The sequence below is a fragment of the Luteimonas sp. A478 genome, from assembly GCF_054052025.1.
The window spans coordinates 412,639-438,096 of sequence record NZ_JBSVRF010000002.1; the positions used below are offsets into that span (position 1 = coordinate 412,639).

19 protein-coding genes and 1 pseudogene are annotated in these 25,458 nt (G+C 67.4%); 11 read left to right on the forward strand and 9 right to left on the reverse strand.

The genetic code is table 11. The annotated features are described in order from the left end of the window. Nucleotides 1–38 precede the first annotated feature (38 nt). A complete protein-coding gene (locus ACW7G3_RS05515; RefSeq protein WP_456981589.1) occupies nt 39–293 on the forward strand; it encodes a hypothetical protein in 255 nt (84 codons plus the stop codon). A 48-nt stretch (nt 294–341) separates the two neighbouring features. Here ACW7G3_RS05515 and ACW7G3_RS05520 read toward each other — a convergent pair whose 3' ends face one another. After that, nucleotides 342–1,496, reverse strand: a complete 1,155-nt coding sequence (locus ACW7G3_RS05520; RefSeq protein ID WP_456981590.1) for an anhydro-N-acetylmuramic acid kinase — start codon at nt 1,494–1,496, stop codon at nt 342–344. 106 nt (nt 1,497–1,602) lie between these two features. Then, nucleotides 1,603–3,072: a peptidoglycan DD-metalloendopeptidase family protein gene (locus tag ACW7G3_RS05525; RefSeq protein WP_456981591.1), complete on the reverse strand. Its 1,470-nt coding sequence runs from the start codon at nt 3,070–3,072 to the stop codon at nt 1,603–1,605. A 171-nt stretch (nt 3,073–3,243) separates the two neighbouring features. Here ACW7G3_RS05525 and tyrS point away from each other — a divergent pair, with 171 nt between their 5' ends. Then, entirely contained in the window at nt 3,244–4,464 is a 1,221-nt protein-coding gene (gene tyrS, locus ACW7G3_RS05530) for a tyrosine--tRNA ligase (RefSeq protein ID WP_456981592.1), read from the forward strand. A 388-nt stretch (nt 4,465–4,852) separates the two neighbouring features. Here tyrS and ACW7G3_RS05535 read toward each other — a convergent pair whose 3' ends face one another. Then, nucleotides 4,853–6,532 (reverse strand): M28 family metallopeptidase, encoded by a 1,680-nt coding sequence (locus ACW7G3_RS05535; RefSeq protein WP_456981593.1) that lies wholly within the window; start codon nt 6,530–6,532, stop codon nt 4,853–4,855. A 220-nt stretch (nt 6,533–6,752) separates the two neighbouring features. Then, on the reverse strand, nt 6,753–7,592 hold the full coding sequence (locus ACW7G3_RS05540; RefSeq protein ID WP_456981594.1) for a hypothetical protein: 840 nt from the start codon (nt 7,590–7,592) through the stop codon (nt 6,753–6,755). Nucleotides 7,593–7,655: 63 nt separating this feature from the next. Here ACW7G3_RS05540 and gpmI point away from each other — a divergent pair, with 63 nt between their 5' ends. The 4 genes from gpmI to ACW7G3_RS05560 all read left to right on the forward strand — a co-directional run bounded on the left by gpmI (nt 7,656) and on the right by ACW7G3_RS05560 (nt 13,763). Further along, nucleotides 7,656–9,164, forward strand: coding sequence for a 2,3-bisphosphoglycerate-independent phosphoglycerate mutase (gene gpmI, locus ACW7G3_RS05545; RefSeq protein WP_456981595.1), 1,509 nt, complete (start codon nt 7,656–7,658; stop codon nt 9,162–9,164). A 5-nt stretch (nt 9,165–9,169) separates the two neighbouring features. Continuing rightward, nucleotides 9,170–10,393, forward strand: a complete 1,224-nt coding sequence (locus ACW7G3_RS05550; protein ID WP_456981596.1) for a murein hydrolase activator EnvC family protein — start codon at nt 9,170–9,172, stop codon at nt 10,391–10,393. Between the two features lie 104 nt (nt 10,394–10,497). Beyond that, complete coding sequence (locus tag ACW7G3_RS05555) at nt 10,498–12,063, forward strand: S41 family peptidase (RefSeq protein WP_456981597.1); 1,566 nt, start codon at nt 10,498–10,500, stop codon at nt 12,061–12,063. A 686-nt stretch (nt 12,064–12,749) separates the two neighbouring features. Then, on the forward strand, nt 12,750–13,763 hold the full coding sequence (locus ACW7G3_RS05560; protein WP_456981598.1) for an IS110 family RNA-guided transposase: 1,014 nt from the start codon (nt 12,750–12,752) through the stop codon (nt 13,761–13,763). A 52-nt stretch (nt 13,764–13,815) separates the two neighbouring features. Here ACW7G3_RS05560 and ACW7G3_RS05565 read toward each other — a convergent pair whose 3' ends face one another. Genes ACW7G3_RS05565 through ACW7G3_RS05575 form a run of 3 tightly spaced genes read right to left on the reverse strand, consistent with a single transcriptional unit; the run spans nt 13,816 to nt 15,407 of the window. After that, nucleotides 13,816–14,343 carry a hypothetical protein gene (locus ACW7G3_RS05565; protein WP_456981599.1) on the reverse strand — a complete coding sequence of 176 codons (528 nt, stop codon included), beginning with the start codon at nt 14,341–14,343 and terminating at the stop codon, nt 13,816–13,818. A gap of 28 nt (nt 14,344–14,371) precedes the next feature. After that, nucleotides 14,372–14,692, reverse strand: coding sequence for a DUF1820 family protein (locus ACW7G3_RS05570; RefSeq protein ID WP_456981601.1), 321 nt, complete (start codon nt 14,690–14,692; stop codon nt 14,372–14,374). Between the two features lie 25 nt (nt 14,693–14,717). After that, nucleotides 14,718–15,407: a rhomboid family intramembrane serine protease gene (locus ACW7G3_RS05575; RefSeq protein ID WP_456981602.1), complete on the reverse strand. Its 690-nt coding sequence runs from the start codon at nt 15,405–15,407 to the stop codon at nt 14,718–14,720. Nucleotides 15,408–15,616: 209 nt separating this feature from the next. Between ACW7G3_RS05575 and ACW7G3_RS05580 the strand changes: the two genes are divergently transcribed. Next, nucleotides 15,617–16,999: an OmpP1/FadL family transporter gene (locus ACW7G3_RS05580; protein WP_456981603.1), complete on the forward strand. Its 1,383-nt coding sequence runs from the start codon at nt 15,617–15,619 to the stop codon at nt 16,997–16,999. Between the two features lie 263 nt (nt 17,000–17,262). Here ACW7G3_RS05580 and putA read toward each other — a convergent pair whose 3' ends face one another. Then, nucleotides 17,263–20,457, reverse strand: coding sequence for a bifunctional proline dehydrogenase/L-glutamate gamma-semialdehyde dehydrogenase PutA (gene putA, locus ACW7G3_RS05585; RefSeq protein WP_456981604.1), 3,195 nt, complete (start codon nt 20,455–20,457; stop codon nt 17,263–17,265). A gap of 203 nt (nt 20,458–20,660) precedes the next feature. Between putA and coxB the strand changes: the two genes are divergently transcribed. The 4 genes and pseudogenes from coxB to ACW7G3_RS05605 all read left to right on the forward strand — a co-directional run bounded on the left by coxB (nt 20,661) and on the right by ACW7G3_RS05605 (nt 25,043). Next, the gene (gene coxB / locus ACW7G3_RS05590; RefSeq protein WP_456981606.1) at nt 20,661–21,668 is read left to right on the forward strand and encodes a cytochrome c oxidase subunit II; all 1,008 of its coding nucleotides are present in this window, start codon (nt 20,661–20,663) and stop codon (nt 21,666–21,668) included. Between the two features lie 37 nt (nt 21,669–21,705). Continuing rightward, nucleotides 21,706–23,316 (forward strand): annotated as a pseudogene (gene ctaD, locus ACW7G3_RS05595) (cytochrome c oxidase subunit I); the annotation flags it as partial. A 204-nt stretch (nt 23,317–23,520) separates the two neighbouring features. Continuing rightward, complete coding sequence (locus tag ACW7G3_RS05600; RefSeq protein ID WP_456976631.1) at nt 23,521–24,108, forward strand: cytochrome c oxidase assembly protein; 588 nt, start codon at nt 23,521–23,523, stop codon at nt 24,106–24,108. A gap of 44 nt (nt 24,109–24,152) precedes the next feature. Continuing rightward, complete coding sequence (locus tag ACW7G3_RS05605) at nt 24,153–25,043, forward strand: cytochrome c oxidase subunit 3 (protein ID WP_456976633.1); 891 nt, start codon at nt 24,153–24,155, stop codon at nt 25,041–25,043. Nucleotides 25,044–25,206: 163 nt separating this feature from the next. Here the strand turns inward: ACW7G3_RS05605 and ACW7G3_RS05610 are convergent, their stop codons facing one another. Beyond that, nucleotides 25,207–25,425 carry a twin transmembrane helix small protein gene (locus ACW7G3_RS05610; RefSeq protein WP_456976635.1) on the reverse strand — a complete coding sequence of 73 codons (219 nt, stop codon included), beginning with the start codon at nt 25,423–25,425 and terminating at the stop codon, nt 25,207–25,209. Between the last annotated feature and the right edge of the window lie 33 nt (nt 25,426–25,458).

The window sequence follows — 25,458 nt, forward strand, 5'->3', positions numbered from 1 at the left end:
TGGCAATTTCGCAGCCGGTCCATGGGGGAGGCTGCAAAGTGACGGAAGTCGTATTCAGGAATGCTGACGAGGCGCTGTTGGACCGCATTGAGCGGATTGCCAGGCGCCGCGGCTGGGATATGTCGCGCGCGCTCACGCACGTGCTGGAGCGTGGCCTGCATGCCTGTGAGGGGAGCGACGGCGCTTTTGAAGGGGGCGAAGCCGAGGCGCTGCAGGCTGCGCTGGAGGCTCTGGGCAATATCCCCGACGATCCGGGCTTTGCCATGATCGGCAGGGTCGCGCGGAGCCACTGATCCGGTAGGGCGAAAGCTCCCCGGGGCGGCCGGATCATACCGGCTGGATCAGGCCGGATAAATGGCGCCGAGGATCCTGGGCCCGGCGGCACCGGTCACCGACGGCAGGTTGCCGGCCAGCCCAAGCGCAGTCTGGCGGGCCAGCCAGGCGAACCCCATGGCTTCCACGTAATCCGGGTCCAGGCCGTGGACGGCGCTGGATTCCACCTTGCAGTCCGGCAGCCGGGCGGCCAGCGCCGCCATCAGGGCCGGGTTGTGCACGCCGCCGCCACAGGCGATGAGGCGCCTGGTCTGCGGCTGCGTTGCGCGCAGCGCGTCAACCACGGTGTGGGCGGTCAAGGCGAGCAGGCTGGCCTGCACGTCGGCGGGTGATTCGTTTCCCCGCAGCTGCGCCTGTACCCAGTCCAGGTGGAACTGGTCGCGGCCGGTCGATTTGGGCGCCGGCCGGGAAAACCACGGCTCAGCCAGCAGCCGCGCCAGCAGCGCATCATCCACCTGGCCGCTGGCGGCAAACGCGCCGTCGCGGTCGAAGGCCTGGCCGGTATGGCGCTGGCACCAGGCATCCATCAGGCCGTTGGCCGGGCCGGTATCAAAGCCCCGCACTGCCCGGTCATCGGAGCCCGCGCCGCTTGGCAGCAGGGTCAGGTTGGCGATCCCGCCCAGGTTCAACACGGCGCGGTCTTCGCCATTGCTGTGCAGCAGGGCCGCGTGCAGGGCCGGCAGCAGTGGGGCGCCCTGGCCGCCGGCCGCCACGTCGCGGCTGCGGAAGTCGGCGACCACGGCGATGCCGGTGCGCTCGACCAGGATGGCGGGATCGCCCAGCTGCAGGGTGAAGGGAAAGGCGTTGTCGCCGTTGCGCCCGTGCGGGCGGTGGCGCAGGGTCTGGCCGTGGCATCCGATGGCCGCCACCCGGTCCGCCGCAATGCCGCGATCCGACAGCGCCGCCTCGACGGCATCGGCAAACGTGGCTCCGATACGCACGTGCAGCTCGCCGAATTCATCCAGGCTCAGCGGTGCGCTGGACTGGCCGAGATCCACCAGCTGCCGGCGCAGGTCGGCAGGCCAGGGCCAGGCGTGGCCGGACAGCATCCGCAGCGGTGCATCGGCGGCGAAATCCACCAGCGCCACGTCGATGCCGTCGGCGCTGGTGCCGGACATCAGGCCCAGGTAGAGGCTGCGCTCAATCGGGATCGGGAAGGACATGGCCATGCCGGTGCATCAGCGGCGCGCATCAGGAGTGCGCATCAGTAAGGGGCGTCGGCAATGTAGCCGTTGCCGGCGCCCGCTGCATGCAGCGGGCTGTCGCGGATCAGCCGCGGTCGCCGGAAGCCTTGTCGCCGGCCGAAGCCAGCGCTGGCGCAGTTTCGGCCTGGCGGCGCGCGTAGTGCAGGGTTTCGTACTGCTCCATGCGGGCCAGGGTGGGGGCGGTCTCGGCCTTGAACCGGGCCAGCGTGGCGCCCTTGAGCGGCTCGGGCGGTGGCATGGTGACCTTGAGCGGGTCGCGGTGCGCGCCGTTGACGCGGAATTCGTAGTGCAGGTGCGGGCCGGTGGCCAGGCCCGTGGCGCCCACGTAGCCGATCACCTGGCCCTGCGACACGCGCTCGCCCTGGCGCGCGTTGCCGAACCGGGACATGTGCGCATACAGGGTGGTGTGGCCACGGCCGTGATCCAGGATCACCGTGTTGCCGTAGCCGCGCTGGCGGCCGCGGAACTGCACCCGGGCATCGCCGGCGGCCATGATCGGGGTGCCGGTACGGGCGGCGTAATCGACGCCGTTGTGCATGCGCATGGTGCCCAGGATCGGGTGCCTGCGGCTGCCGAAGCGCGAGCTCAGGCGTGCGAACTCGATCGGCGAGCGGATGAAGCTGCGCTTGAGCGGGCGGCCGTTGGCGTCGTAGTACTCCACCTTGCCATCGTTCTCGAAGCGGAAGCCGGTAAAGGTCTTGCCACCGGTGGTGAAGGTGGCAGCCACCACCTCGCCGCTACCCACGCGCTCGCCCTCGCGCCACAGCTCCTCGACCACCGCCGAATAGCGGTCGCCGGGCTGCACCTGACGGGCGAAATCGATGTCGTACTGGAAGATGCGGTCGGTCAGGGTGGCGATGGCATTCGGTGACAGGCCCGCCTGGCGCGCCGAGCCGAACAGCGAATTGCGGATCTCACCGCTGATCACCGCGGTGTGTACTTCGACCGGGCGCTCGATCACGTGCTCGGTGATCGCGGTGCCGGCCACGGCCAGCTCCACGCGTTCGGTGTTGCTGAGCTCGAAGCGGAAACCGCTCAGGCTGCCGGTGTCCGGGTCGAACTCGAACCCCAGCTCGGTGCCGGGGCGGATCCGCCCCAGGGCCTTTTCGGCCGACGCCGTCTCCAGGATGCTGTGCAGCAGGGTGACCGGCACGCCCTTGTTGGAAAAGATCTCGCCCAGTGTCTGGCCCGGCTGCACCGTGACCGTTTCCCAGTAGCTGGATGGCGCCGCGTCTTTTGCCGGGGCGGGAGCCAGCGGCAGGGCCAGGGCCATCGTCGACATGCGCATGTTGCCGCTGTCCGCCTGCATGGCACTGGAGAAGCCGGCGGGGAGCAGCGCGAAAATCAGCGCGCCGGCGGTGGCCAGCAAACTGGCCTGTCCCCACTGGCGCCGGGACCATCGACCGGTGAATCCGCGCGGCTGTCCTTGCGCCGAATCTACCGACCGCGCTTCGCCGGCAGCCACGTGATCAAGGTTGGCGATACGGACGAGACGGTTGCGTTCGGAGTCCGACGCAGGATCTGAAGACGTCATAGCGTTCCGTGTCTGAGTGAAGAGGGCGTCAGCGCGGTACGATAAAGACGTGAGAAGGTCGCGTCAAACGATTGATGGTATTGAGTTTCCTTTTTGCGTTAAAGCGTTAGAAATCCATTAACCCAGCGGACGGCGGTCACATTCAGCCTGTCCGCAGAGTCGAGAACCGCTGTGTCCCACGCCTCCCCTTCCGCCCCGGCCATTGAACAGATCGCCCGCGGCGCCGACGAGATCCTCAAATCCGACGAACTGGAAGCCCGCCTGGCCGCCGGCCGGCCGCTGCGGATCAAGGCCGGCTTCGACCCCACCGCGCCCGACCTGCACCTGGGACACACGGTGCTGTTGAACAAACTGCGCCAGTTCCAGGACCTGGGTCATACGGTGATTTTCCTGATCGGCGACTTCACCGGGATGATCGGCGACCCCTCAGGCAAGAGCGCGACCCGCCCGCCGCTCAGCCGCGAAGAGGTGCTGGCCAACGCCGAGACCTACAAGGCGCAGGTGTTCAAGGTGCTGGACCCGGAACGCACCGAGGTGCGCTTCAACTCGGAGTGGTTCGGCAAGATGGGCGCGGCGGACATGATCCGCCTCGCCTCGACCCATACCGTGGCGCGCATGCTCGAGCGCGATGACTTCGCCAAGCGCTACGGCGCGCAGCAGCCGATCGCCATCCACGAATTCCTCTACCCGCTGGTGCAGGGCTACGATTCGGTGGCGCTGCAGGCCGACGTGGAGCTGGGCGGCACCGACCAGAAGTTCAACCTGCTGATGGGCCGCGCGCTGCAGGAGCACCATGGCCAGAAGCCGCAGGTGGTGCTGACCATGCCGCTGCTGGTGGGCCTGGACGGGGTCAACAAGATGTCCAAGTCGCTGGGCAATTACATCGGCGTGACCGACCCGGCGATCGACTTCGTCAACAAGACGATGAAGATCGGCGACGGGCTCATGTGGGACTGGATCGAGCTGCTGAGCTTTGACATCGGTATCGAAGAAGTCGCCCGCCTGAGAGCCGAAGTGGACGCCGGCACGCTCAACCCGCGCGAGGTCAAGCTGCGCCTGGCGCGCGAGCTGGCCACCCGCTTCCACGATGCCGCCGCGGCCGAGCAGGCAATTGCAGGCTGGCATGCCGCGGTGACCGGACAGGGCGACACCTCGCTGCTGCCGCTGCAGGAAGTGGCGGTGCCGGCCGAGGGCCTGCGCGTCGCCGCGCTGCTCACCGCCGCCGGCATCACCCCGAGCAACTCCGAAGCCAACCGCAAGCTCAAGGAGCGTGCGGTGCGCGTGGACGGGGTGGTGGTCGAAGACGCCTCGCGCGTGTTCAACCCGGGTTTCGAGGGCGTGTTGCAGGTAGGCAAGCGCAACTTCGCCCGGGTCCTGCTCGTCGCCGCCTGAGCGGAGCATCAATCCGCAGGTAGGAGCGTCCGCGGGTAGGAGCGCGCCATGCGCGCGAAGCCGCGTGACGCGTGGCGTGGATTCGCGGCTTCGGTTGCGTCACCGGGGCCGGAGCCGCGTGTTTGATGCGCGGGTGCCAGCGGCGCGCCCATGTCTGGATTCACGCGGCTTCGCGCGCCTGGCGCGCTCCTACAGTGCGCGCACAGAAGCGACCCGCAAATCCGGATGCATAGATGCAGCGGTGCGCAGACGTAGTAGCCCATCAATGCAGGCGGGCACAAAAAAAGACGGCGCCCTTGGGCGCCGTCTTGATGCTCGTGATCGTCACCCGGATCACGCAGGTCGGCCGTGCGTGGCCGACGTTACGCGTCGGGGGCGTAGCCCCGAGCTACCGCGCCTGCAGCATCTCGTCGCGGGCGGCCTTGAAGGGGTTGCCTTCGTACCAGTTCGGCCACTGGTCCACGTCGTCGGCCATCACCCGGCCCACGTCGTACAGGGCTTCAAGGTCATGGATCAGGCCCTCCAGGTTCCACTCGTCGCGATAGACGTCGCCGGGCTGGTGGTAGCGGGTGGCGTAGTCCTCACCGGCCAGGCGGCCGGCTTCGGTGCCGCCGTCGACCAGGTCGTTGCCGCCCTTGGCGTAGAGCGCCGGCACGCCGGCCTTGGCGAAGTTGAAGTGGTCGGAGCGGAAGTAGAAGCCGCCTGCCGGGTTGCCTTCTTCCACCAGCGTGCGGCCCTGGGCGGCAGCGATCGGCTCGAGGATGTCCTCAAGTTCCGAGTTGCCCATGCCGGTGACCACGAAGTCACGCGACGGCCCAGCCACGCTCATCGCGTCCAGGTTGATCGCGGCCACGGTGTCTTCCAGCGGGAACGCCGGGTGGGCCACGTAGTACTGCGAACCCAGCAGGCCGGATTCCTCCAGGGTCACCGCCAGGAAGGCCACCGAGCGCTTCGGTGCCGGCTCGCTGTGGGCAAAGCGCTCGGCAATCTCGATGATGCCGGCGATGCCGGTGGCGTTGTCGATGGCGCCGCTGTAAATCTCGCCGTCGGCATGCACGCCCAGGTGGTCCCAGTGGCCCATGTACACCACGACTTCCTCGGGCTTTTCGGTGCCCGGCAGCACGCCGATCACGTTGCGCGAGGAGGCTTCCACCACTTCGCTTTCAAGCTCGAACGACACCGACGCCTGCAGCGGCACCGGCTTGAAGTCGGCTGAGCTGGCGGCGCGGATCTGTTCGTCCATGTCCAGGCCGGCATTGGCGAACAGCTCGCGTGCCACGTCGTTGGTCACCCAGCCCTGGGCCGGCAGGCGCGGCGCCGGATCGTCTTCGGCACGCAGGTCGAACTGGGCGCCCGACCAGGAAGTGCGCACCACGTCCCAACCATAGGAAGCGCCGGCGGTGTCGTGGATGATGATCGCCGCGTCCGCGCCCTTGCGCGCCGCTTCCTCGAACTTGTAGGTCCAGCGGCCGTAGTAGGTCATGCGGTTGCCGTCAAACAGCTCGGCGTCATCCACATGGAAGCCGGGATCGTTGACCAGCATGACCACGGTCTTGCCCTTCACGTCGAGGCCTTCGTAGTCGTTCCAGTCGCGCTCCGGCGCGTCCACGCCGTAGCCGACGAACACCAGTTCGCTGTCGCTGACGCTGACGTTCTGCTGGCCGGTGCGGGTGCCGAGCATCATGTCCGTGCCGAACTTCAGCTCGCGCTCGCCGTCGGCTCCGGCCAGGCGCAGCACGGTGGCGTCGCTGGCGGTGGTCTGCACCATCGGCACGGTCTGGTACCAGGAGTCGTTCTCGCCGGCCGGCTGCAGGCCGATGCGCTCGAACTGGGCGCTGATGTATTCAACCGATTTTTCGCCGCCCGGCGAACCCGGGGCACGGCCTTCGAACTCGTCCGAGGAGAGGGTGCGGACCATTTCGCGGAAATCGGCTTCGTTGATCTCCGGCGAGAACTCATGGGCCGCGGCGTTGCCGTTCGCGGAAGCGTCGGTGGCGGGGCGGTCGCCACCGCAGGCGGCCAGCGCCAGCGCGGCGGCCAGCAGGCTGATCGGCACAAATCGTTGCATGCGGAAGATCTCCAGGGAGGAAACCCCCGATTCTAGCCCCTTCCCGGAAGCCGGTAGGAGCGCGCCATGCGCGCGAAGCCGCGTGAATCATGGCGCGCAGGGGGCGCTTCGGTCAGAACGTCGTGGCCGAAGCCACGTGGCGTGGATCGGCGTCACGCGGCTTCGCGCGCATGGCGCGCTCCTACACCAGGGGCAATCGGTCGCGTGCCCGTGCGGGCAATCAGTCGCGCGGGGCTCGCGGGGTTGAGAAGGGCGTGGGGGTGGCACCGGTGATGCGGCCGGTGCGGGCGGTCTCGTGCACGTACAGCGACACCTCGCGCTCGAACACCAGTTCACCGTCCACCACCGCATCCGGCCCGATCACGATCCGCGGCGAGCGGTCCTTGCCGATGCGCAGCCAGCTGGTGCTTGGCTTGCGTACGCGCAGGTCTCCGTGGACCCGCGAGCCGATGCCGACAGTGATGTCGCCGGACACGGTTTCCACGTTGCCCATCACTTCGGTGGCCACCAGGCCGATCCCGGAACTGACCGTGCTCACGTCGCCCTCCACCTGGCCGTCGCGGTCAATGAAGATGCTGCCGCTCACCGTTTCCACGTCGTCGCTGGCGCGCAGGCCCGGGCCCGCGTGGATCTTGCCGTTGACCGTGGTCAGGCTTTCCACCACCGCCTGCTCACCGAGCTCGATGGCGCCGTTGACCGTGGTCAGGTCGCTGCCCTGGATCCGGTTGCCGGCGCGGATGCCGCCGTTGACGGTGTCGGCATCGTTGAAGCGGGCGTCGTCACCGATCTGGATTCCGCCGTTGACCGTGCTCAGGTTGCGGGCCTGCTGGCCGGCTGCCAGCTCCACGGCGCCATTGACGCGGCTGATGTCCTCGGCGGCATGGGTAGCGGACATTGCGAAGGTGAGGGCCATGGCGAGCGTCAGCGCGATGGCGGTACGGAACATGGTGATCATGGCGTGGTCCTCGGCGTTTTCGGGGCGCGGGCTGCGCCTGGCCGGGTTGCTGGCACCCGCCATGCACTCCTCCCACGGCAACAGCTTGCCTGCACGGGGATACAATCGCACCTGCCATAACTCACAGGTAGCAACGACGTGTCCGCAGCCCCGCACAGCCCCAAACCGGTGGTTCTTCTGATCCTCGACGGTTGGGGGCATCGGGAAGATCCGCGCGACAACGCCATTGCCCAGGCCGATATCCCCAACTGGCGCCGCCTGTGGGACAGCGCGCCCACCACCCTGATCCATACCGAAGGCAGTTTTGTCGGCCTGCCGGACGGGCAGATGGGTAATTCCGAGGTCGGCCACATGAACATCGGCGCCGGCCGGGTGGTGTACCAGGAGCTGACCCGGATCGGCGCGGCCATTGCCGATGGGAGCTTCTTCGACAATCCCGAACTGGTGGGCGCCTGTGAGGAAGCGATCGACAACGGCCGCACCCTGCACGTGATGGGCCTGCTGTCGCCGGGCGGCGTGCACAGCCACGAAGACCACCTGTTGGCCATGCTCGAGCTGGCCAAGCGCCGTGGCGTGCCGCGGGTGTCGGTGCATGCGTTCCTGGACGGACGCGATACGCCGCCGCGCTCTGCCCGCGCGAGCCTGGAGAAGCTGCAGCACAAATGCGATGAGCTGGGCAATGTGCGCATCGCCAGCGTCAGCGGGCGCTACTACGCCATGGACCGCGACCGGCGCTGGGGGCGGGTCACCCTGGCCTGGGATGCCATCGTCAACGCCCAGGGCGAGCGCGCCGGCAACCCGCTGGCCGCGCTGGAAGCCGGCTACGCCCGCGGCGAGAACGACGAGTTCGTGCTGCCGACGGTGATCGACGGGGCGCAGCCGATGAGCGACGGCGACGCGGTCGTGTTCATGAACTTTCGCGCCGACCGCGCCCGCCAGCTCAGCGCCGCCTTCGTGCAGGAAGACTTTGACGGCTTCGCCCAGCGTCCCCTGCGTCTGGGCCGGTTCGTGTGCCTGACCCAATACGACGCCACCCTGCAGGCGCCGGTGGCTTTCGCCCCGGACAATCTGCGCAACACCCTGGGCGAGGTGGTGGCCGACCGCGGCCTGCGCCAGCTGCGCATCGCCGAGACCGAGAAGTACGCCCATGTCACCTTCTTCCTCAACGGCGGGCGCGAGGAGCCGTTTGAAGGCGAGGAGCGGATCCTGGTGCCCAGCCCCAAGGTGGCCACCTACGACCTGCAGCCGGAAATGAGCTGCCCGGAAGTCACCGACCGGCTGGTGGAAGCGATCGAATCGGGCCGTTTCGACGTAATCGTGTGCAACTACGCCAACCCCGACATGGTCGGCCACAGCGGTGACCTGCAGGCCGCCATCAAGGCGGTCGAAGTCGTGGACGCGGCGGTTGGCAGGGTGGTGGAAGCCACCCGCGCCCGCGGCGGCGAGCTGCTGGTCACCGCCGACCATGGCAACGTGGAAATGATGCGCGATCCCGACACCGGCCAGCCGCACACCGCCCACACCGTGGGCCCGGTGGGCCTGATCTACGTTGGCGATCGCACGGCCGCGCTGCGCGACGGAGGTTCCCTGCGTGACCTGGCCCCGACCCTGCTGGACATGGCCGGGGTGCCGGCGCCACGGGAAATGACCGGCCGCAGCCTGCTGCAGCCGGCCTGATGCCGATGGCCGGCCCGCGTCGCGCGCTGCTGGTCCTGGCCGCCGCGCTGGCGCTTGCCGCTGTGCCGGTACAGGCCCAGCAGGACCAGCGCGACGCCGAGCGCCGGCTGGCCCGGGTCAAGCAGGAACTGGACAGCGTGGCCGCCGAGCGGCGCCGGCTGGAAGGCCAGCGTGGCCAGGCCGCCCGCTCGCTGCGTGAAGCGGATGAACAGGTGGCCGCCTCCACCCGGGCCCTGCGCCAGACCCGGGCCAGGATCGAACAGGAAGAGAATGCTTTGGCCGAGCTCGGCGTCCGCCGCGTCGAGCTCAACGAGCGCCTGGGCGGCCAGCGTGAAGAGCTCGCTACGCTGCTCCGCGCCGCCTACGCCATCGGCGATCACGCCGCGCTCAAGCTGCTGCTGGCCCAGGACCGGGTCGGCGATGCCAACCGCATGCTGGCCTATCACCGTTACCTGCAGGGCCAGCGCGCCGACCGCATCCACAGCCTCAGCACCGAGCTGCAGGAGCTGGATGCGGTGGAGCGGGAAATCAGCGAACGGACCTCCGCGCTGGAAGCCGAGCGCGCGCGCCAGGACGCGCAGCTGGCCGAGCTGGAGCGCGACCGTGGCGAGCGCGCCGGGAAGCTTGCCGAACTGGAAACCAAATACACCGACCGGCGTGAGCGCGAACAGAGCCTGGGTCGTGATGCCGGGGCACTGGAAAAAGTGGTGACCCAGCTACGCGCCGCCGCAGCCCGCGCCGCCGAGCGTGAAGCCGCGGAGCGCGCCCGGACCGCCCGCAGCAGCACCGCCACCGATCGCGCCCCCAGGCGTTCGCCGGCGCAGGTGGCGCGGGGCGCGCCGGTGCGGGTTGGCGGCCTGAGCTGGCCGCTGGCCGGCAACCTGCTGGCGGGCTTCGGCGCCACCATGCCCGATGGCCGCCGCAGTTCCGGGGTGCTGATCGGCGCCGCCACCGGCGCCACGGTGCAGGCGGTGGCCGATGGCACCGTGGTGTTCGCCGAATGGATGACCGGCTACGGCCTGATCGTGATCGTCGACCACGGCAACGACCACATGAGCCTGTACGCGCATAACGACGCCCTGCTGCGCGACGTGGGCGACCGCGTATCCCGCGGCGATCCGGTGGCCAGCGTGGGCAACTCCGGCGGCCAGGGCCAGCCCGCGTTGTACTTCGAACTGCGCCGTGGCGGCCAGCCGATCGATCCCACCAGCTGGCTGCAGAAACGCTGAGCGCCGCGCCGCCGCCGGCCAGCGGAGGTTCGGGCAGGGCGTGCATAATCGGACCCGTTCGCGCCATTCATGGGCGCGGCCGCCGTCCTTCCGGAGTTGTCTGCATGCACCGCTGCCTGTTGCCGTTCGCCATCGCCTGTCTGCTGCTGGCCCCCGCCCACGCCGCGGAACCGCCCGAGGACCAGCCGCCCGCCGGCCAGGAACTGGAGCAGGAACCGCAGGGTCCGGAGCTGCAGGATCCGCAGGAGCAGGAGCTTCCCGAACAGGAGCCGGCCCAGCAGGACGAATCAACCGGAGCCGGCCAGGGTGAGGGCGAGCAGGAAGCCGCAGCCGCGGCCGCCGAAGGCGAGGCCGAGGTTGAAGTGATCGAAAGCCGCGTGCCCCTGCGCGAAATCCACCGCTACGTGGCGGTCTTCACCGCAGTCAAGGAGGCCTACGTTGATCCGGTGGACGACGCCGAACTGATGCAGTCGGCGATCCGCGGCCTGCTGCTCGACCTGGATCCGCACAGTGTCTACATGTCCGCCGAAGACGCCCGCGCCTTCGACGAGAACACCACCGGTGCCTATGCCGGGGTCGGGGTGGAGGTGGAGCGACTGGCCGATGGCAGCATGCGGGTGGTGTCGCCGATCGATGACACGCCGGCCGCCCGCGCCGGCATCCAGTCCGGAGACGTGATCGTGGCCGTGGACGGCGTGCCTTTGACCCCGACCAGCCACGAGGGGCTCGGCCCGCTGCGCGGTGAGCCGGGCACCCGGGTTGCGATGACGGTGGTGCGCGAGGGGGAGCTGCAGCCGCTCGAGATCGAAATGGAGCGTGAGCGCATCCATATCACCAGCGTTCGCTCGCGCATCCTGGAGCCGGGCTACGCCTACGTGCGCGTCAGTGCCTTCCAGGTCGACACCGCGGCCGACTTCCAGCGCAACCTCGCCGAGCTGCAGCAGCAGGGACCGCTGCGCGGACTGGTGCTGGACCTGCGCAGCAACCCCGGCGGGCTGCTGACCTCGGCGGTGCAGATCGCCGACGACCTGCTGGAAGAGGGCCGGATCGTCAGCACCCGCGGCCGCCATCCGATCAGCGAAACCGAATTCAGCGCCACCCCGGGCGACCTGCTGCAAGGCGCGCCGGTGGTGGTAATCGTGGACGCGGGTTCGGCCAGCGCTTCGGAGGTGCTGGCCGCTGCGCTGGGCGATCACGGCCGCGCCAGGATCATCGGCAGCCGCACCTTCGGCAAGGGTTCGGTGCAGACCGTGCTGCCATTGGACAACGGCGATTCGGTCAAGCTGACCACCGCCCGGTATTACAGCCCGAACGGGCGCTCGATCCAGGCCCGCGGCATTGATCCCGACCTGGTGCTGGAGCCGGATACCACTCCGCCCAGCCGCGTATTCGACCGCTCCGAAGCCGCCCTTCCGGGGCACCTGCAAGGTGACGAGGAAGACCCGGGCGCCGGCACCGGCGACGTGCTGCCCGGCGACGGCCCCATCAACGCCGCCCTGGCCGAACTGAAATCAATGCAGCCCGGCGCCACTCCTCCGACTCCGACTCCGCAGCCGCAGCCGGAAGCCACGGACACCCCTGAGTCCGCTGACGAAGTCGAAGCCGAAGCCGGCGAAGACGAAGATGAAGCGGAAACCGACGAAACCGACGAGCCGGCAGACACCCCGTAACCGGCGGTGCTTTTGTAGGAGCGGGTCATACCCGCGAAGCCGCGTGACCGCTGAAGAAGACACGTAACGCCTGCCGGCCTACGTGGCTCCGTCAGCCGCATCGCGTCCGAAGGCACCCCGCGCATCACCAGTCACGCGGTTTCGCGCGCATGGCGCGCTCCTACCAGGTCGGCCCAGGCCGGTGATGAGTCAGAAGGTGGAGCGTGGCGCTTTTGTAGGAGCGGGTCATACCCGCGAAGCCGCGTGACCGCTGAGGAAGACACGTAATGCCTGACGGCTTACGTGGCTCCGTCAGCCGCATCGCGTCCGAAGCCACCCCGCGCATCACCAGTCACGCGGTTTCGCGCGCATGGCGCGCTCCTACCAGGTCGGCTCAGGCCGATGATGAGTCAGAAGGTGGAGCGTGGCGCTTTTGTAGGAGCGGGTCATGCCCGCGAAGCCGCGTGACCGCTGAGGAAGACACGTAACGCCTGACGGCCTACGTGGCTCCGTCAGCCGCATCGCGTCCGAAGCCACCCCGCGCATCACCAGTCACGCGGTTTCGCGCGCATGGCGCGCTTGTGTCTGCCTTACCCGGTAGCGTTGAGGCGGAGAGCGATGTGCGGCACGCCGAAGGCGCGCAGTGTCTCGAGCACGTGTAGGAGCCCAGGCGGCCGCACATCGACCTCGTTCCATAGCCCGAACAGTTGAACGAGCGCAAACTCGTACTTCACAAGCGTGGGCAGGAGCGAGGCGGCTCTCTCCTGGCCCACAGTCTACGAAGCCGAGGTCGCATGTCCATCTGGATCGGTATTGATGTCGCCAAGGCCACCTTGGCCGTTCACGTTCATCCTGAAGGCTGCTTCCTGAGCCTTCCCAACAGCCCCGAGGGGCATGACCAACTTCTGGCCCAGATCGCCGGACGGCCAGTGGGCAACGTCCTGCTGGAAGCCACCGGTGGCTACGAACGCCCCGTCATGCGGGCTCTGGCCGACGCCGGTCTGCCCGTTACCCGGATCAACCCCCGTCGCGCCCGGGCGTTCGCACAGGCGCTGGGCAAGACCGCCAAGACCGACCCGATCGATGCGGCCATGCTGGCCCGCATGGGCGAGTTGGTCGTGGCCGAACGCATGCATCCCAGCGCCCAGCAGGAGGAACTGCGCGCCCTGGTCCAGCGACGCGAGCAACTGGTCCAGCAGCGTGATGACGACCGGCGGCGGCTCAAGCAAGCCCCCCACGAGCGCGTCCGCGCCAGCCTCACCGCGCACATCAGCTGGCTGCGCGGGCAGATCCGCGCCATCGGCAAGGACATCACCCTGCTCCAACGACAGATCGATGATGACTTGGCACGGCGCCTGATGGCGGTACCAGGTATCGGTGAGGTCACCGCCGCATCCCTGCAGGCCTACCTGCCCGAGCTCGGACACCTGGACCGGCGCAAGATCGCAGCGCTGGCCGGCTTGGCCCCCTACAACGCCGACAGCGGCCAGAAGGAAGGCAAGCGGCGCATCCGGGGCGGCCGGGGTGCCATCCGCAGGGTGCTCTACATGGCCTGCTGGTCCGTCATCCGCACGCAACCCGACTTCAAAGCTCGCTACGATCGTCTGCGAGCACAGGGCAAGTGCGCCAAGCTCGCCGTCACCGCATGCATGCGCATCCTGCTCATCCGCCTCAACGCCATGGCGCGCGATAAAACTGAATGGATCTCAGCCCCCGGCTGAGAAGACAGTTGCTCCTACCCGGTCGGCCCGGGTCGACGTAGATGTGGCGCCCCTACTCGGCGATCAGCTTGCAGTCGATATCCACGCCGCTGCGAACGGCGGCGGCCAGGGTGTCCTGGAAGGTGCCGCAATCGAGCAGCTCGCCTTCCCCGGCTTCATCGGCACCGGCGCCGGAGGAAGTGGCATCCACCCGCAGGTGCGGGCGTCCTTCTTCCACCAGCTGCAGCTGGTCCGGGTCCAGGCGGACTTCGGGAAAGTCGGCGTTGCCGGCGCCGCTCAACTCCACCCTGTGCCGGGCCAGGCCCAGCCAGGGCTCCTCGGCACCCGCCAGCTGGCGCTGCTGGGCGGCGACGCTGGCGTAGCCGAAGTAATCGGCGGTGACGATGATCGATTCGCCATTGGCTTCCAGTGCCCCTGCCGCCGCTTCCGACAGCGTGACCCGCACCTGGAAAGCATTGCCCCCGCTGGCTACCGCAGCCACCGGCTGGCGGTGCGGGTCGGTATCAGCGGTGGGCGCCGGCTCGCAGGCCGACAGCGCGAGGGTGACGAGTGCAGCGGACAGCAGGGTGCGGATCGGCATGGCGGTGGCCCGTGTGTTGGGTGGCTGGTCAGCGCGGTTTGGCGGGCATGGGAAAGGGGGTAACCACCTTTTCCCCGGTGCCGGCGTCGCGGATCGCCGACTGGCCCTTCTTTTCGACTTCCTCGATCCGCAGCACGCTCTGGATCGGCAGGTGCAGAACTTTCGTGTTGCCGAACTCGTCGCGCAGGCGCTCTTCGGTCGGATCGACCACGATCCCGTCGTGCACATCGAACACCAGATCGGTAATTTCAGTGAATCCCCACAGGCTGCCGCTGCCCACGCTGCGCGCGTACAGCTCGTAAATCTTGCCGTGGTTGAGGAAGGTGACCTTGTAGAGCGGTTTGGACATCCGCGAAGTATAAACGCAGCGGTCCCTAATACCCCTGCAGCTTCCGCAACCGCCGGGCAATCGCCTGGCGCGAGGCCAGCGCGAACAGCGCACCAAACACGAATCCGCCCACGTGCGCCGCCCAGGCCACGGCGCCGAACGCCGGACCGATATAGGCGAACACCACCTGCAGCAGCGCCCAGATGCCGATCAGCAGCGAGGCCGGCGCGCGCACGAACTCCAGAAACAGCCCCAGCGGCAGCACCACTCCCAGCCGCGCGCGCGGAAACAGCGCCAGGTACGCGCCGATGATGGCCGACACCGCGCCGCTGGCGCCGATGATCAGCCGGTCGGGGGTCCCGATTGCCAGTGCGGCGATCAGGTTTGCGAACGCCCCGCCGATCAGGAACAGGGCCAGGAATCGCCACGGTCCCATCACCCGCTCGGCCGGCAGCCCGAAGATCAGCAAAAACACCAGGTTGCCCAGCAGGTGCGCCCAGTCGGCATGCAGGAACAGCGCGCTCAGCAGCCGCAGCCAGTTCTCCAGCTGCGACCATTGCAACAGGCTCCCCGGGGCCAGGCCACCGCTGAGCGTGCCCCACTCGGCCAGCAGGTCGTGGCGCACGCTGTCCGGATACACGCTGGCCCACAGATAGGCCAGCCACAGCACCGCGAACAGGCCGGGCGTAGCCCAGCGCAGGCCGCGGCGGGCGTGGGTGGGGATGGACACAAACATGCGGGGATGGGCAGGCCAGCGGAGCGGGTTTCAACGATACCTGTTCAGTCCGGACAGCGGTCACCGTGCCTTTTTTCCCGCTGACCACACGCTTGGGTACGGTATAGTGCCGCGCCGCCGTTGCACCCCAAGGGTGACTGCAGGCGGGACCGGGGGGCGGTCTGCATTGCGGCGCATAAAAAACGGATTCAACTGGAGAGAGCAGAGTAATGAACACCAATCCCCACAAACTGGTTGTTTCAGCCCTGGCGCTGGCTGTTGCCGGTATCGCCGCCTCGGGCGCAGCACACGGCTCGGCGTTTGAACTGCGCGAGAACAGCGTCAAGGCCCAGGGCCGTGCGATGGCGGGTTCCGCATCCGCAACCGGTGATGCCTCCGCGGTGGCCAACAACCCGGCGCTGATGTCGACCTTCGACGCCAAGACCTTCCAGATCGACGTGACCGCCGTTGACCTGACCTTCGAGTTCGAGGGCAGCGGCAACGCGGCCGCGGGCAGCCCGCTGCAGCAGCCGCTGCAGGGCGGTGACGGCGGCAATGCGGGCGGCGTGACCCCGATCCCGGCGATGTCCTTCATCATGCCGTTCACCGGCGACCTGGAGTACCTGACCCTCGGTGCCATGGTCAGCGTGCCGTTCGGCCTGTCCACTGAATACGATTCCGACTGGATGGGTCGCTACCATGCGATCGAATCCGACGTGCGCGTGATCGACCTGACCCTGGCGGCTTCGGTCGACCTGCACGAGCGGGTTTCGGCCGGTTTCGGCCTGATTGTCCAGCGTTCCGACGTGACCCTGTCCAACGCGATCGACTTCGGCAGCTCGCTGTGCGCCAATCCGGCTACCCAGCAGCTGTGCTTCATGCCCGATCCGGTCACCGGCCCCTACGGTCCGCAGAAGAACGACGGCTTCGCCGAAGTCAGCGGTTCGGACACCAGCATCGGCTGGACCGTCGGCCTGAACGTGCATCCGATCGACGCCCTGTCGCTCGGCTACGCCTACCGCTCCGAGGTCAAGCACGAAGTTGACGGCGACGCCGTCTTCGACGTGCCGTCCAACGTGGCCCCGATCCTGGCCGGCACCGGCCAGTTCCAGAACGTCGACGGTGGTGCCCGCCTGGTCCTGCCGGCTACCCACACCTTCAGTGCGACCTGGCAGGCCACCGACCGCCTGGCCCTGATGGGCGAGGCCCGGCAGACCAAGTGGAGCTCGATGGACGAAGTGCGCATCCAGTTCGACAACCCGGTGCAGCCCGATTCGGTCGAGAACTACAACTGGCACGACAGCTGGTTCTATTCGATCGGCGCCGAGTACACCCTCAACGATCGTTGGACCCTGCGGGGCGGCATCGCCCGTGACGAGTCGCCGATCTCCTTCCAGCACCGCACTCCGCGCATGCCCGACGAGGACCGCACCTGGTTCGCCGTCGGTGCCACCTGGGCGGTGACCGACAGCTGGGATATCACCGGCGCCTACACCCGGATCCACATCGGTGACGATCCGGAACTGGACATCGTCGGCGGCGGCGCGCGCCTGACCGGTCCCTACGACGGCGGTGCCAACCTGTTCGGCATCTCGGCGCAATACAAGTTCTGATCGCAACAACCGCTGCATAAAAAGGGCCCCGCAATACGGGGCCTTTTTTTGTGGTCCTGTTTTCGTAGGAGCGCGCCATGCGCGCGAAGCCGCGTGAACATTGGCGGCACGCGACCCACCGTTGCCCGCTCCTTGACCGAAGCCACCCACGAGACCCGGAGTTCCCTCCAGGCCCGGAGTCACGCGGTTTCGCGCGTATGACGCGCTCCTGCAAGTGCGAGGCGTTCTCGCAGGTCGGGGGCGGACTACGCCCCCGACACCGGTCAGTCTTCCAGCGTCAGCAGGCTCGCATTGCCGCCGGCGGCGGTGGTGTCGATGGTGACGGTTTTCTCGGTGGCAAAGCGCGGCAGGTAGTGCGGGCCGCCGGCCTTGGGGCCGGTGCCGGACAGGCCGCGGCCGCCGAACGGCTGCACGCCCACCACCGCACCGATCTGGTTGCGGTTAACGTACACGTTGCCGACCCGGGCCCGGGCCACGATGTGGTCCACGGTCTCGTCAATGCGCGAGTGGATGCCGAGCGTCAGGCCGTAGCCGGTCGCGGTGATCGCATCGATCACCTTGTCCAGCTCGCCCGACTTCCAGCGGATCACGTGCAGCGCCGGGCCGAACTTCTCGTGGCCGAGCTGATCCAGCGATTCCAGCTCCCACGCCTGCGGCAGGAAGTACGTGCCGTGGGCAAGGCTGTCATTGCCCCTGGCCTTGGCGATCGGCTTGGCTTCGGCGTCCATGCGCTTTGCGTGTTCGTTGAGCATCTCCAACGCGGCATCGTCGATCACCGGGCCCACGTCGGTCGACAGCAGGGCCGGGTCACCAACCTGCAGCTCGGCCGTGGCGCCGGCGATCATTTCGATCACCTTGTCGGCGATATCTTCCTGCACGAACAGGATCCGCGCCGCCGAGCAGCGCTGGCCGGCGGAGGTGAAGGCCGAACCCAGCACGTCGCGCACCAGCTGCTCGGGCAGGGTGGAGGAGTCGGCGATCAGTGCGTTCTGGCCGCCGGTCTCGGCCACCAGGATGCCGATCGCGGAGTCACGCGCCGCCAGGGCGCGGTTGATGGCGCGGGCGGTGAAGGTGGAGCCGGTGAAGGACACGCCGTCCACGCGCGGATCGGAAGTGAGCGCCGCGCCCACCACGGCGCCGGTGCCGGGCACGAACTGCAGCACGTCGGCGGGAATGCCCGCCTCATGCATCAGCTTGACGGCCTCGTAGCCAATCAGCGTGGTCGACTCGGCCGGCTTGGCAATCACTGCGTTGCCGGCGGCCAGCGCCGCGGACACCTGGCCCAGGAAGATGGCCAGCGGGAAGTTCCACGGACTGATGCAGACAAACACGCCGCGGCCACCCAGGTGCAGCGAGTTGGATTCGCCGGTCGGGCCGGGCAGGGCGGCCGGCGAGAACAGGGTGCGTGCCTGGCCGGCGTAGTAGCGCAGGAAATCCACCGCCTCGCGCACTTCGGCCACGCCGTCGGGAATGGTCTTGCCGGCTTCGCGGGTGCACATGGCAATGAAGTAGCCCATGCGTGCTTCCAGCAGGTCGGCGGCGTGCTCAAGGATCGCGGCGCGCGACATGGCCGGGGTGCCATCCCAGCCCGGATGGGCGGCCACGGCGTTGGCCAGGGCGCGTTCCACCGTGGCCTCGTCGGCACCGGTCCAGCTGCCCAGCTGCACACGCCGATCGGCAGGACTGGTCACGGTAGAGGACTCGCCAGCGGTGTCGGCGCCCGGTACCAGCGGCTTGGCCGTCCAGTTGGTTGGGGTGGCGGCGATTTCTTCGGCAAGCTTGCGAAGCTGGTCGTCGTTGTTGAGGTTGACGCCCATGGAATTGCTCCTGTTGACGCCCTGGCTGCGGTACAGCTCGACCGGCAGGGGAATGTGGGGGTGGGGGGTGGCTTGGAAGCCTTCGACGACCTCGATCGGGTCGCGCACCAGGTCCTCGATGGCCACGTTGTCATCGCTGATGCGATTGACAAAGCTCGAGTTGGCGCCGTTTTCAAGCAGGCGGCGCACCAGGTAGGGCAGCAGATCCTCGTGGTTGCCCACCGGCGCGTAGACGCGGCAGGGCACATCCAGTCGGTCGGCCGGCATGACTTCCGCGTACAGGTCGTCGCCCATGCCGTGCAGCTTCTGGAACTCCCAGGCATGGCCTGCGGCCTTCGGCGCATCGGCCGGCAGCCAGCGCCTGGCCATGCGGTGCACGGCGGCGATGGTGTGCGCGTTGTGGGTGGCGAACATCGGATACACCGCGTCCGGGCTCTCCAGCATGCGCCGCGCGCAGGCCAGGTAGCTCACGTCGGTGTTGGGCTTGCGGGTGAACACCGGGTAGCCTTCGTGGCCATCCACCTGCGAGCGCTTCACGTCGCTGTCCCAGTACGCGCCCTTGACCAGGCGCACAGGGATCCGGCGGCCGTGCCGGCGGGCCAGATCAACGGTCCAGTCGATCACGTACGGCGCGCGCTTCTGGTAAGCCTGGATCACCAGGCCGAAACCCTCCCAGCCTTGAAGCGAGGAATCGCTCCAGGCGGCCTCGAATACCGCCAGCGACAGCTCCAGGCGATCGCTTTCCTCCGCGTCCACGGTCAGGCCGATGCCCAGCCGCTTGGCCCGCTGCGCCAGCGCCAGCAGGCGTGGTGCAAGCTCGGCAAGCATCCGTTCGCGCTTGGCGTGCTCGTAGCGCGGGTGCAGTGCCGACAGCTTGACTGAAATGGATGGCGCTGAAATCTCGTCGCTGAACGGGCCGGTGGCGCCGATCGCATCGATCGCGTCGTGGTAGGCCTTCAGATAGCGCTCGGCGTCTGCAGCGGTCATGGCCGCCTCGCCCAGCATGTCGAATGAATAGCGGAAGTTGGCGTTGGGGCCCTTGCGGCCGCGGGCCAGCGCTTCGCTGATCGTGCGGCCCATTACAAACTGGTGGCCCATGATGCGCATGGCCTGGCGCACCGCCAGCCGGATCACGGGCTCGCCCACGCGGCCGATCACGCGCTTGAAGGCGCCGTGCACGTCGCGCTTGGTCTCATCGGCCAGGTCCACCAGGCGCCCGGTCAGCATCAGCCCCCAGGTGGAGGCGTTCACCAGCACCGATTCGGACCGGCCCATGTGCTTTTTCCAGTCGGCATCGCTCAGCTTGTCGCGGATGAGCCGGTCGGCGGTGTCCTGGTCGGGAATGCGCAGCAGCGCCTCGGCCACCGACATCAGCACCACGCCTTCCTCGCTGGCCAGGTCGTATTGCTGCATGAAGGCTTCGACCATGCCCTGGTCCTGGCTGCGGACGCGGACCCGGCGCACCAGGTCGGTGGCGGTGACCTGGATCGCCTGGCGATCCTCTTCGGGCAGGCGCGCCTGTTCCAGCAGTTCGTGCAGGTGGGTGGTCTCATCGCGCGTCCATGCGGCGGTGATCTTCGCCATCGCGGATGACGATGACGGCAAACGGGTCGATGCGGGGGCTACGGACACGGCAGGCACACATGGGGATGGAACCCAATTCTAAGCTGTCCGGGCCCGCCGTGGCGGGCTTTCAGGGCCATGACTGAAGGCCCCCGGAAAGACCCTCGATTTGCAGCGCTTGCCCGCGCTTGTCGGAGGTCGCTACTATCGAGGCCGCTTTTGAAAACAGACTGCTGTGCGTTTGTCCACACGTTTTGGCGAGAGATTGCCGGGACAGGCGTATGGTTTCGTTTCCGACCGCAGTACCGCAGTACGCAACGCCCTTCCGGCATCGGGGTTCGAACGTGAAGCAAGTCGCTCGTTTCAAGCAATGGGGCGTTGGCCTCGCACTTTGGGCGTTATCCGCCTGTGTGTTTGCCCAGTCAGCCGATCCGCACAGATGGCAGCTGAACATGGGCCGGGGCGTCACTCCGACCTCCCAGAACGCCTATGACGCGCACATGTTCGTGCTGTGGGTCTGCGTGGTGATCGGGGTGCTGGTGTTTGGCGCCATGGGTTATGCAGTCTTCAAGTTCCGCAAGTCCAAGGGGGCGGTGGCGTCGCAGTTCAGCCACAACACCACTGCGGAAGTCATCTGGACCGTGATCCCGGTGATCATCCTGGTGGTGATGGCCTTCCCGGCCACCAGCAAGCTCATCCAGATGTACGACGTGCGCGACTCGGAAATGACGGTCAAGGTGACCGGCTTCCAGTGGATGTGGGAGTACGAGTACATCGGCGAGGACCTGAGCTTCCTCAGCCGCATGGACCGCGAGAGCGACCGCCTGCGCCAGAACCGCAACACCACCCGCGCCGAACTGGACGCGCACGGCGCCTACCTGCTCGAGGTGGACAACGAGCTGGTGCTGCCCACCGATACCAAGGTGCGCTTCGTGATCACCGCCGACGACGTGATCCACTCCTGGTGGGTGCCGGCGCTGGGCTTCAAGCAGGATGCGATCCCCGGGATCATCAACGAGGCCTGGACCGAAATCCGCGAACCCGGCGTGTACCGCGGCCAGTGCGCGGAGCTGTGCGGCAAGGACCACGCGTTCATGCCGATCGTGGTGCGCGCCGTTCCGCGGGCCGAGTTCGACCAGTGGCTGGCCGCGCGCAAGGCGGACAACGCCCCGGCACCGGCGGCCCCGGCTCCTGCGGCTCCGACACCGTTGCCCGAAGCGCCGGTTGAAGAAGCCCCGGCCGAGGAAGCTACCGCCCAGGTCACCGCCACCGCGCCGATCGCGGGCTGAGCGGCAACACCCACGCACGATTTTCCAGGCAGACGCAATGTCCAGCACACCCACCACCGCCGACCTCCACCACGCTGACGACCACGGCCACAAGCAGGGCTTCGTGGACCGCTGGCTGTTCTCCACCAACCACAAGGACATCGGCTCGCTCTACCTGCTGTTCGCCTTCACGATGGTGATCATCGGCGCGGCGATGAGTGTGATCATCCGCCTTGAGCTGGCGGTGCCGGGCCTGCAGCACGTCAGCCCCGACTTCTTCAACCAGATGACCACCATGCATGCGCTGGTGATGATCTTCGGCGCGGTCATGCCGGCCTTCGTGGGCCTGGCCAACTGGATGATCCCGCTGCAGATCGGCGCGCCGGACATGGCGCTGCCGCGGATGAACAACTGGTCGTTCTGGATCCTGCCGTTCGCGTTCCTGATGCTGCTGTCCACGCTGTTCATGCCGGGCGGCGCGCCGGGCACCGGCTGGACCCTGTATCCGCCGCTGAGCCTGCAGGGCAGCAACTCGATCGCCTTCACCATCCTGGCCATCCACATGATGGGCATCAGCTCGATCATGGGCGCCATCAACGTGATCGCCACCGTGCTCAACATGCGCGCGCCGGGCATCGACCTGCTGAAGATGCCGATCTTCTGCTGGACCTGGCTGATCACCGCCTTCCTGCTGATCGCCGTCATGCCGGTGCTGGCCGGTGCGGTAACCATGCTGCTGACCGACAAGTTCTTCGCCACGAGCTTCTTCAACGCGGCCGGTGGCGGCGACCCGGTGATGTACCAGCACATCTTCTGGTTCTTCGGCCATCCCGAGGTCTACATCATGATCCTGCCCGCCTTCGGCGTGGTCAGCGAAGTGATCCCGACCTTCAGCCGCAAGCCGCTGTTCGGCTACCAGGCGATGGTTTACGCCACCGCGGCCATCGCGTTCCTGAGCTTCATCGTCTGGGCCCACCACATGTTCACGGTGGGCATGCCGCTGGGCGGCGAGATCTACTTCATGTTCGCGACCATGCTGATCGCCATCCCCACCGGGGTGAAGATCTTCAACTGGGTCTCGACCATGTGGAAGGGCTCGCTGACCTTCGAGGCGCCGATGTTGTGGTCGTGCGCCTTCGTGGTGCTGTTCTCCATCGGCGGGTTCTCCGGCCTGATGCTGGCCATCGTGCCGGCTACGTTCCAGTACCACGACACCTATTTCGTGGTCGCCCACTTCCACTACGTACTGGTGACCGGGGCCATCTTCGGCATCATCTCGGCCATCTATTACTGGTGGCCGAAGTGGACCGGGCGCATGTACAGCCAGCGCTGGGCCGCGGTGCACTTCTGGTGGACCATCGTGTTCTCCAACCTGCTGTTCTTCCCGCAGCACTTCCTCGGCCTGGCCGGCATGCCGCGCCGCATCCCGGACTACAACGTGGTGTTTGCCGACTGGAACCTGGTCAGCTCGATCGGCGCGTTCGGCATGTTCCTCACCCCGTTCATGATGTTCGCCATCCTGTTCCACTCCAAGAAGTACGGTGCCATCGCATCCGCCCGTCCGTGGGAAGCGGCCAAGGGCCTGGAGTGGACCGTGCCTTCGCCGGCGCCGCACCACACCTTCGCTGTGCCGCCGGTGATCCGTCCGGGCGACCTGGCCCACGGCGACTTCGAACTTCTGGACTACGACCAGTCCAGCTCGGAACTGGAAGGATCGGCCGACACCAATGCCCGCAAGTCATGACCAGCAACCGCGTCGGGATGATGGGCAGCTGGCTGCCGCGCGCCGGCGTGCGCGGCGCACCGCGCTTATCGTCGCCGTCATCGCCGTTGCGGTATACGCGGGCTTCATCATCTCGGGAGTGCTGAACCAGTGAGCGCATCCAGCAACGCAGGCATCCTCAAACTGCTCGGCATTGCCCTGGCAGCATTTGTGGTGACCTTTTCGCTGGTGCCGATCTACCGCATCGCCTGCCAGAAGGTGTTCGGCATCCGCCTGGACAACACCGCCGTGGCCGAGCCTGTCCAGGCGGCGCAAGTGGACATGGAGCGGATGGTGACGGTGGAGTTCGACGGCGTGGCCAACTCCAAGCTGCCGTGGTCGTTCCATCCCAACGAGGTGCGCATGCAGGTGCAGGTGGGCAAGGTGTACGAAACCACCTACTTCGCCCAGAACAACAGCAACGCGGCGATCGTGGGCAGCGCCACGCCTTCGGTGGCGCCTGCGCGCGCGTCCAAGTTCTTCCAGAAGACCGAATGCTTCTGCTTCACCGCGCAGACACTGCAGCCGGGTGAGGTGCGCGATATGCCGGTGCGCTTCATCATCGATCCGTCCCTGCCGGAAATGGTCGATACGGTGACCCTCTCCTACACCTTCTTCAAAAACGACTACGCAACCGAACGACTGGCGCAAGACGCGCCCGGGCGCGTCGAGCACGTGCTGCCCCTGGCAGCACGCTGACCGATCCACACACATCACGCAGTCCGAACCGGAAGCTCAGAGCCATGGCCCAAGTCCAAGCACAGCACACGCACGAAGAGCAGCCCTATTTCGTGCCGACCCACAGCAAGTGGCCGCTGTTCGCGTCGGTGGCGTTCTTCGTCGCCATGTTCGGTCTGGCCAGCTGGTTCAACGATGTCAGCTGGGGGCCGACCATGTTCTTCGTCGGCGTGGCCGGGCTGGCGCTGATCCTGTTCAAGTGGTTCGCCGATGTCATCGTGGAATCGGTCTCCGGCTACTACAACAAGCAGGTGGATGGCTCATTCCGGATGGGGATGATCTGGTTCATCTTTTCCGAGGTGATGCTGTTCGGCGCGTTCTTCGGCGCGCTGTTCTACACCCGCATGCTGTCGGTGCCGTGGCTGGGCGGCGAAGGCGTGAAGGGCGTGGCCACCAACACTTTCCTGTGGGACAGCTTCAACTCGGCCTGGCCGACCGCCGGCCCGGCCAATGTGGGCGGTGGCTTCGACCTCGTGTCCGCCTGGGGCCTGCCGCTGCTCAACACCCTGATCCTGCTGACCTCGGGCATCACCCTCACCATTGCCCACCACGCGCTGAAAGCCAACAACCGCCGCCAGCTGCTGATCTGGCTGGGTACCACCGTGGTACTGGGCGCGATCTTCCTGGTCTCCCAGGCCATGGAGTACGTGCACGCCTACCGCGATCTGAACCTGACCATGGGTTCGGGCATCTACGGCTCCACCTTCTTCATGCTCACCGGCATCCACGGCGTCCACGTGACCCTGGGCGCGCTGATCCTGCTGGTGGTGTGGCTGCGCAGCCTGAAGGGGCACTTCGATGCGGAGAACCACTTCGTGTTTGAAGCCGCCGCGTGGTACTGGCACTTCGTCGACGTGGTGTGGCTGGCACTGTTCCTGTTCGTGTACGTGGTCTAGCGCCAGCCCGAAGCGCAAGCAGCGGCGATTGATCGCCTGGACAGTTGGTCGCTGCCATCCATGGCGTCACAATGACGACTTCGGATTGACCGGCCCGGACATCCCTGTCCGGGCGTTCGCGCCCGCAGCAGATGCCGACAGGGCATCTGCCAAGCGCGGTTGCTCACCCGCCGAGCCCGTGCGGCTCGATCCAGCCCATCCAGATGGCCAGCATCACCAGCAGGATCAGGGCCACCGACACCGCCACCCGACGGGTCAGCGCATTGACGGTGCGTTTGGTCTGGCCCTTGTCGGACATCATGTAGTACAGACCCGCGCCGAGGTTCCACAGGATGACGATGAAAAAAGCGACGATCAGCAGGACTTTGAGCGTGTCGTTCATCGAAGACTCCAAAGCCGCGGGGCGCGGCGGTTC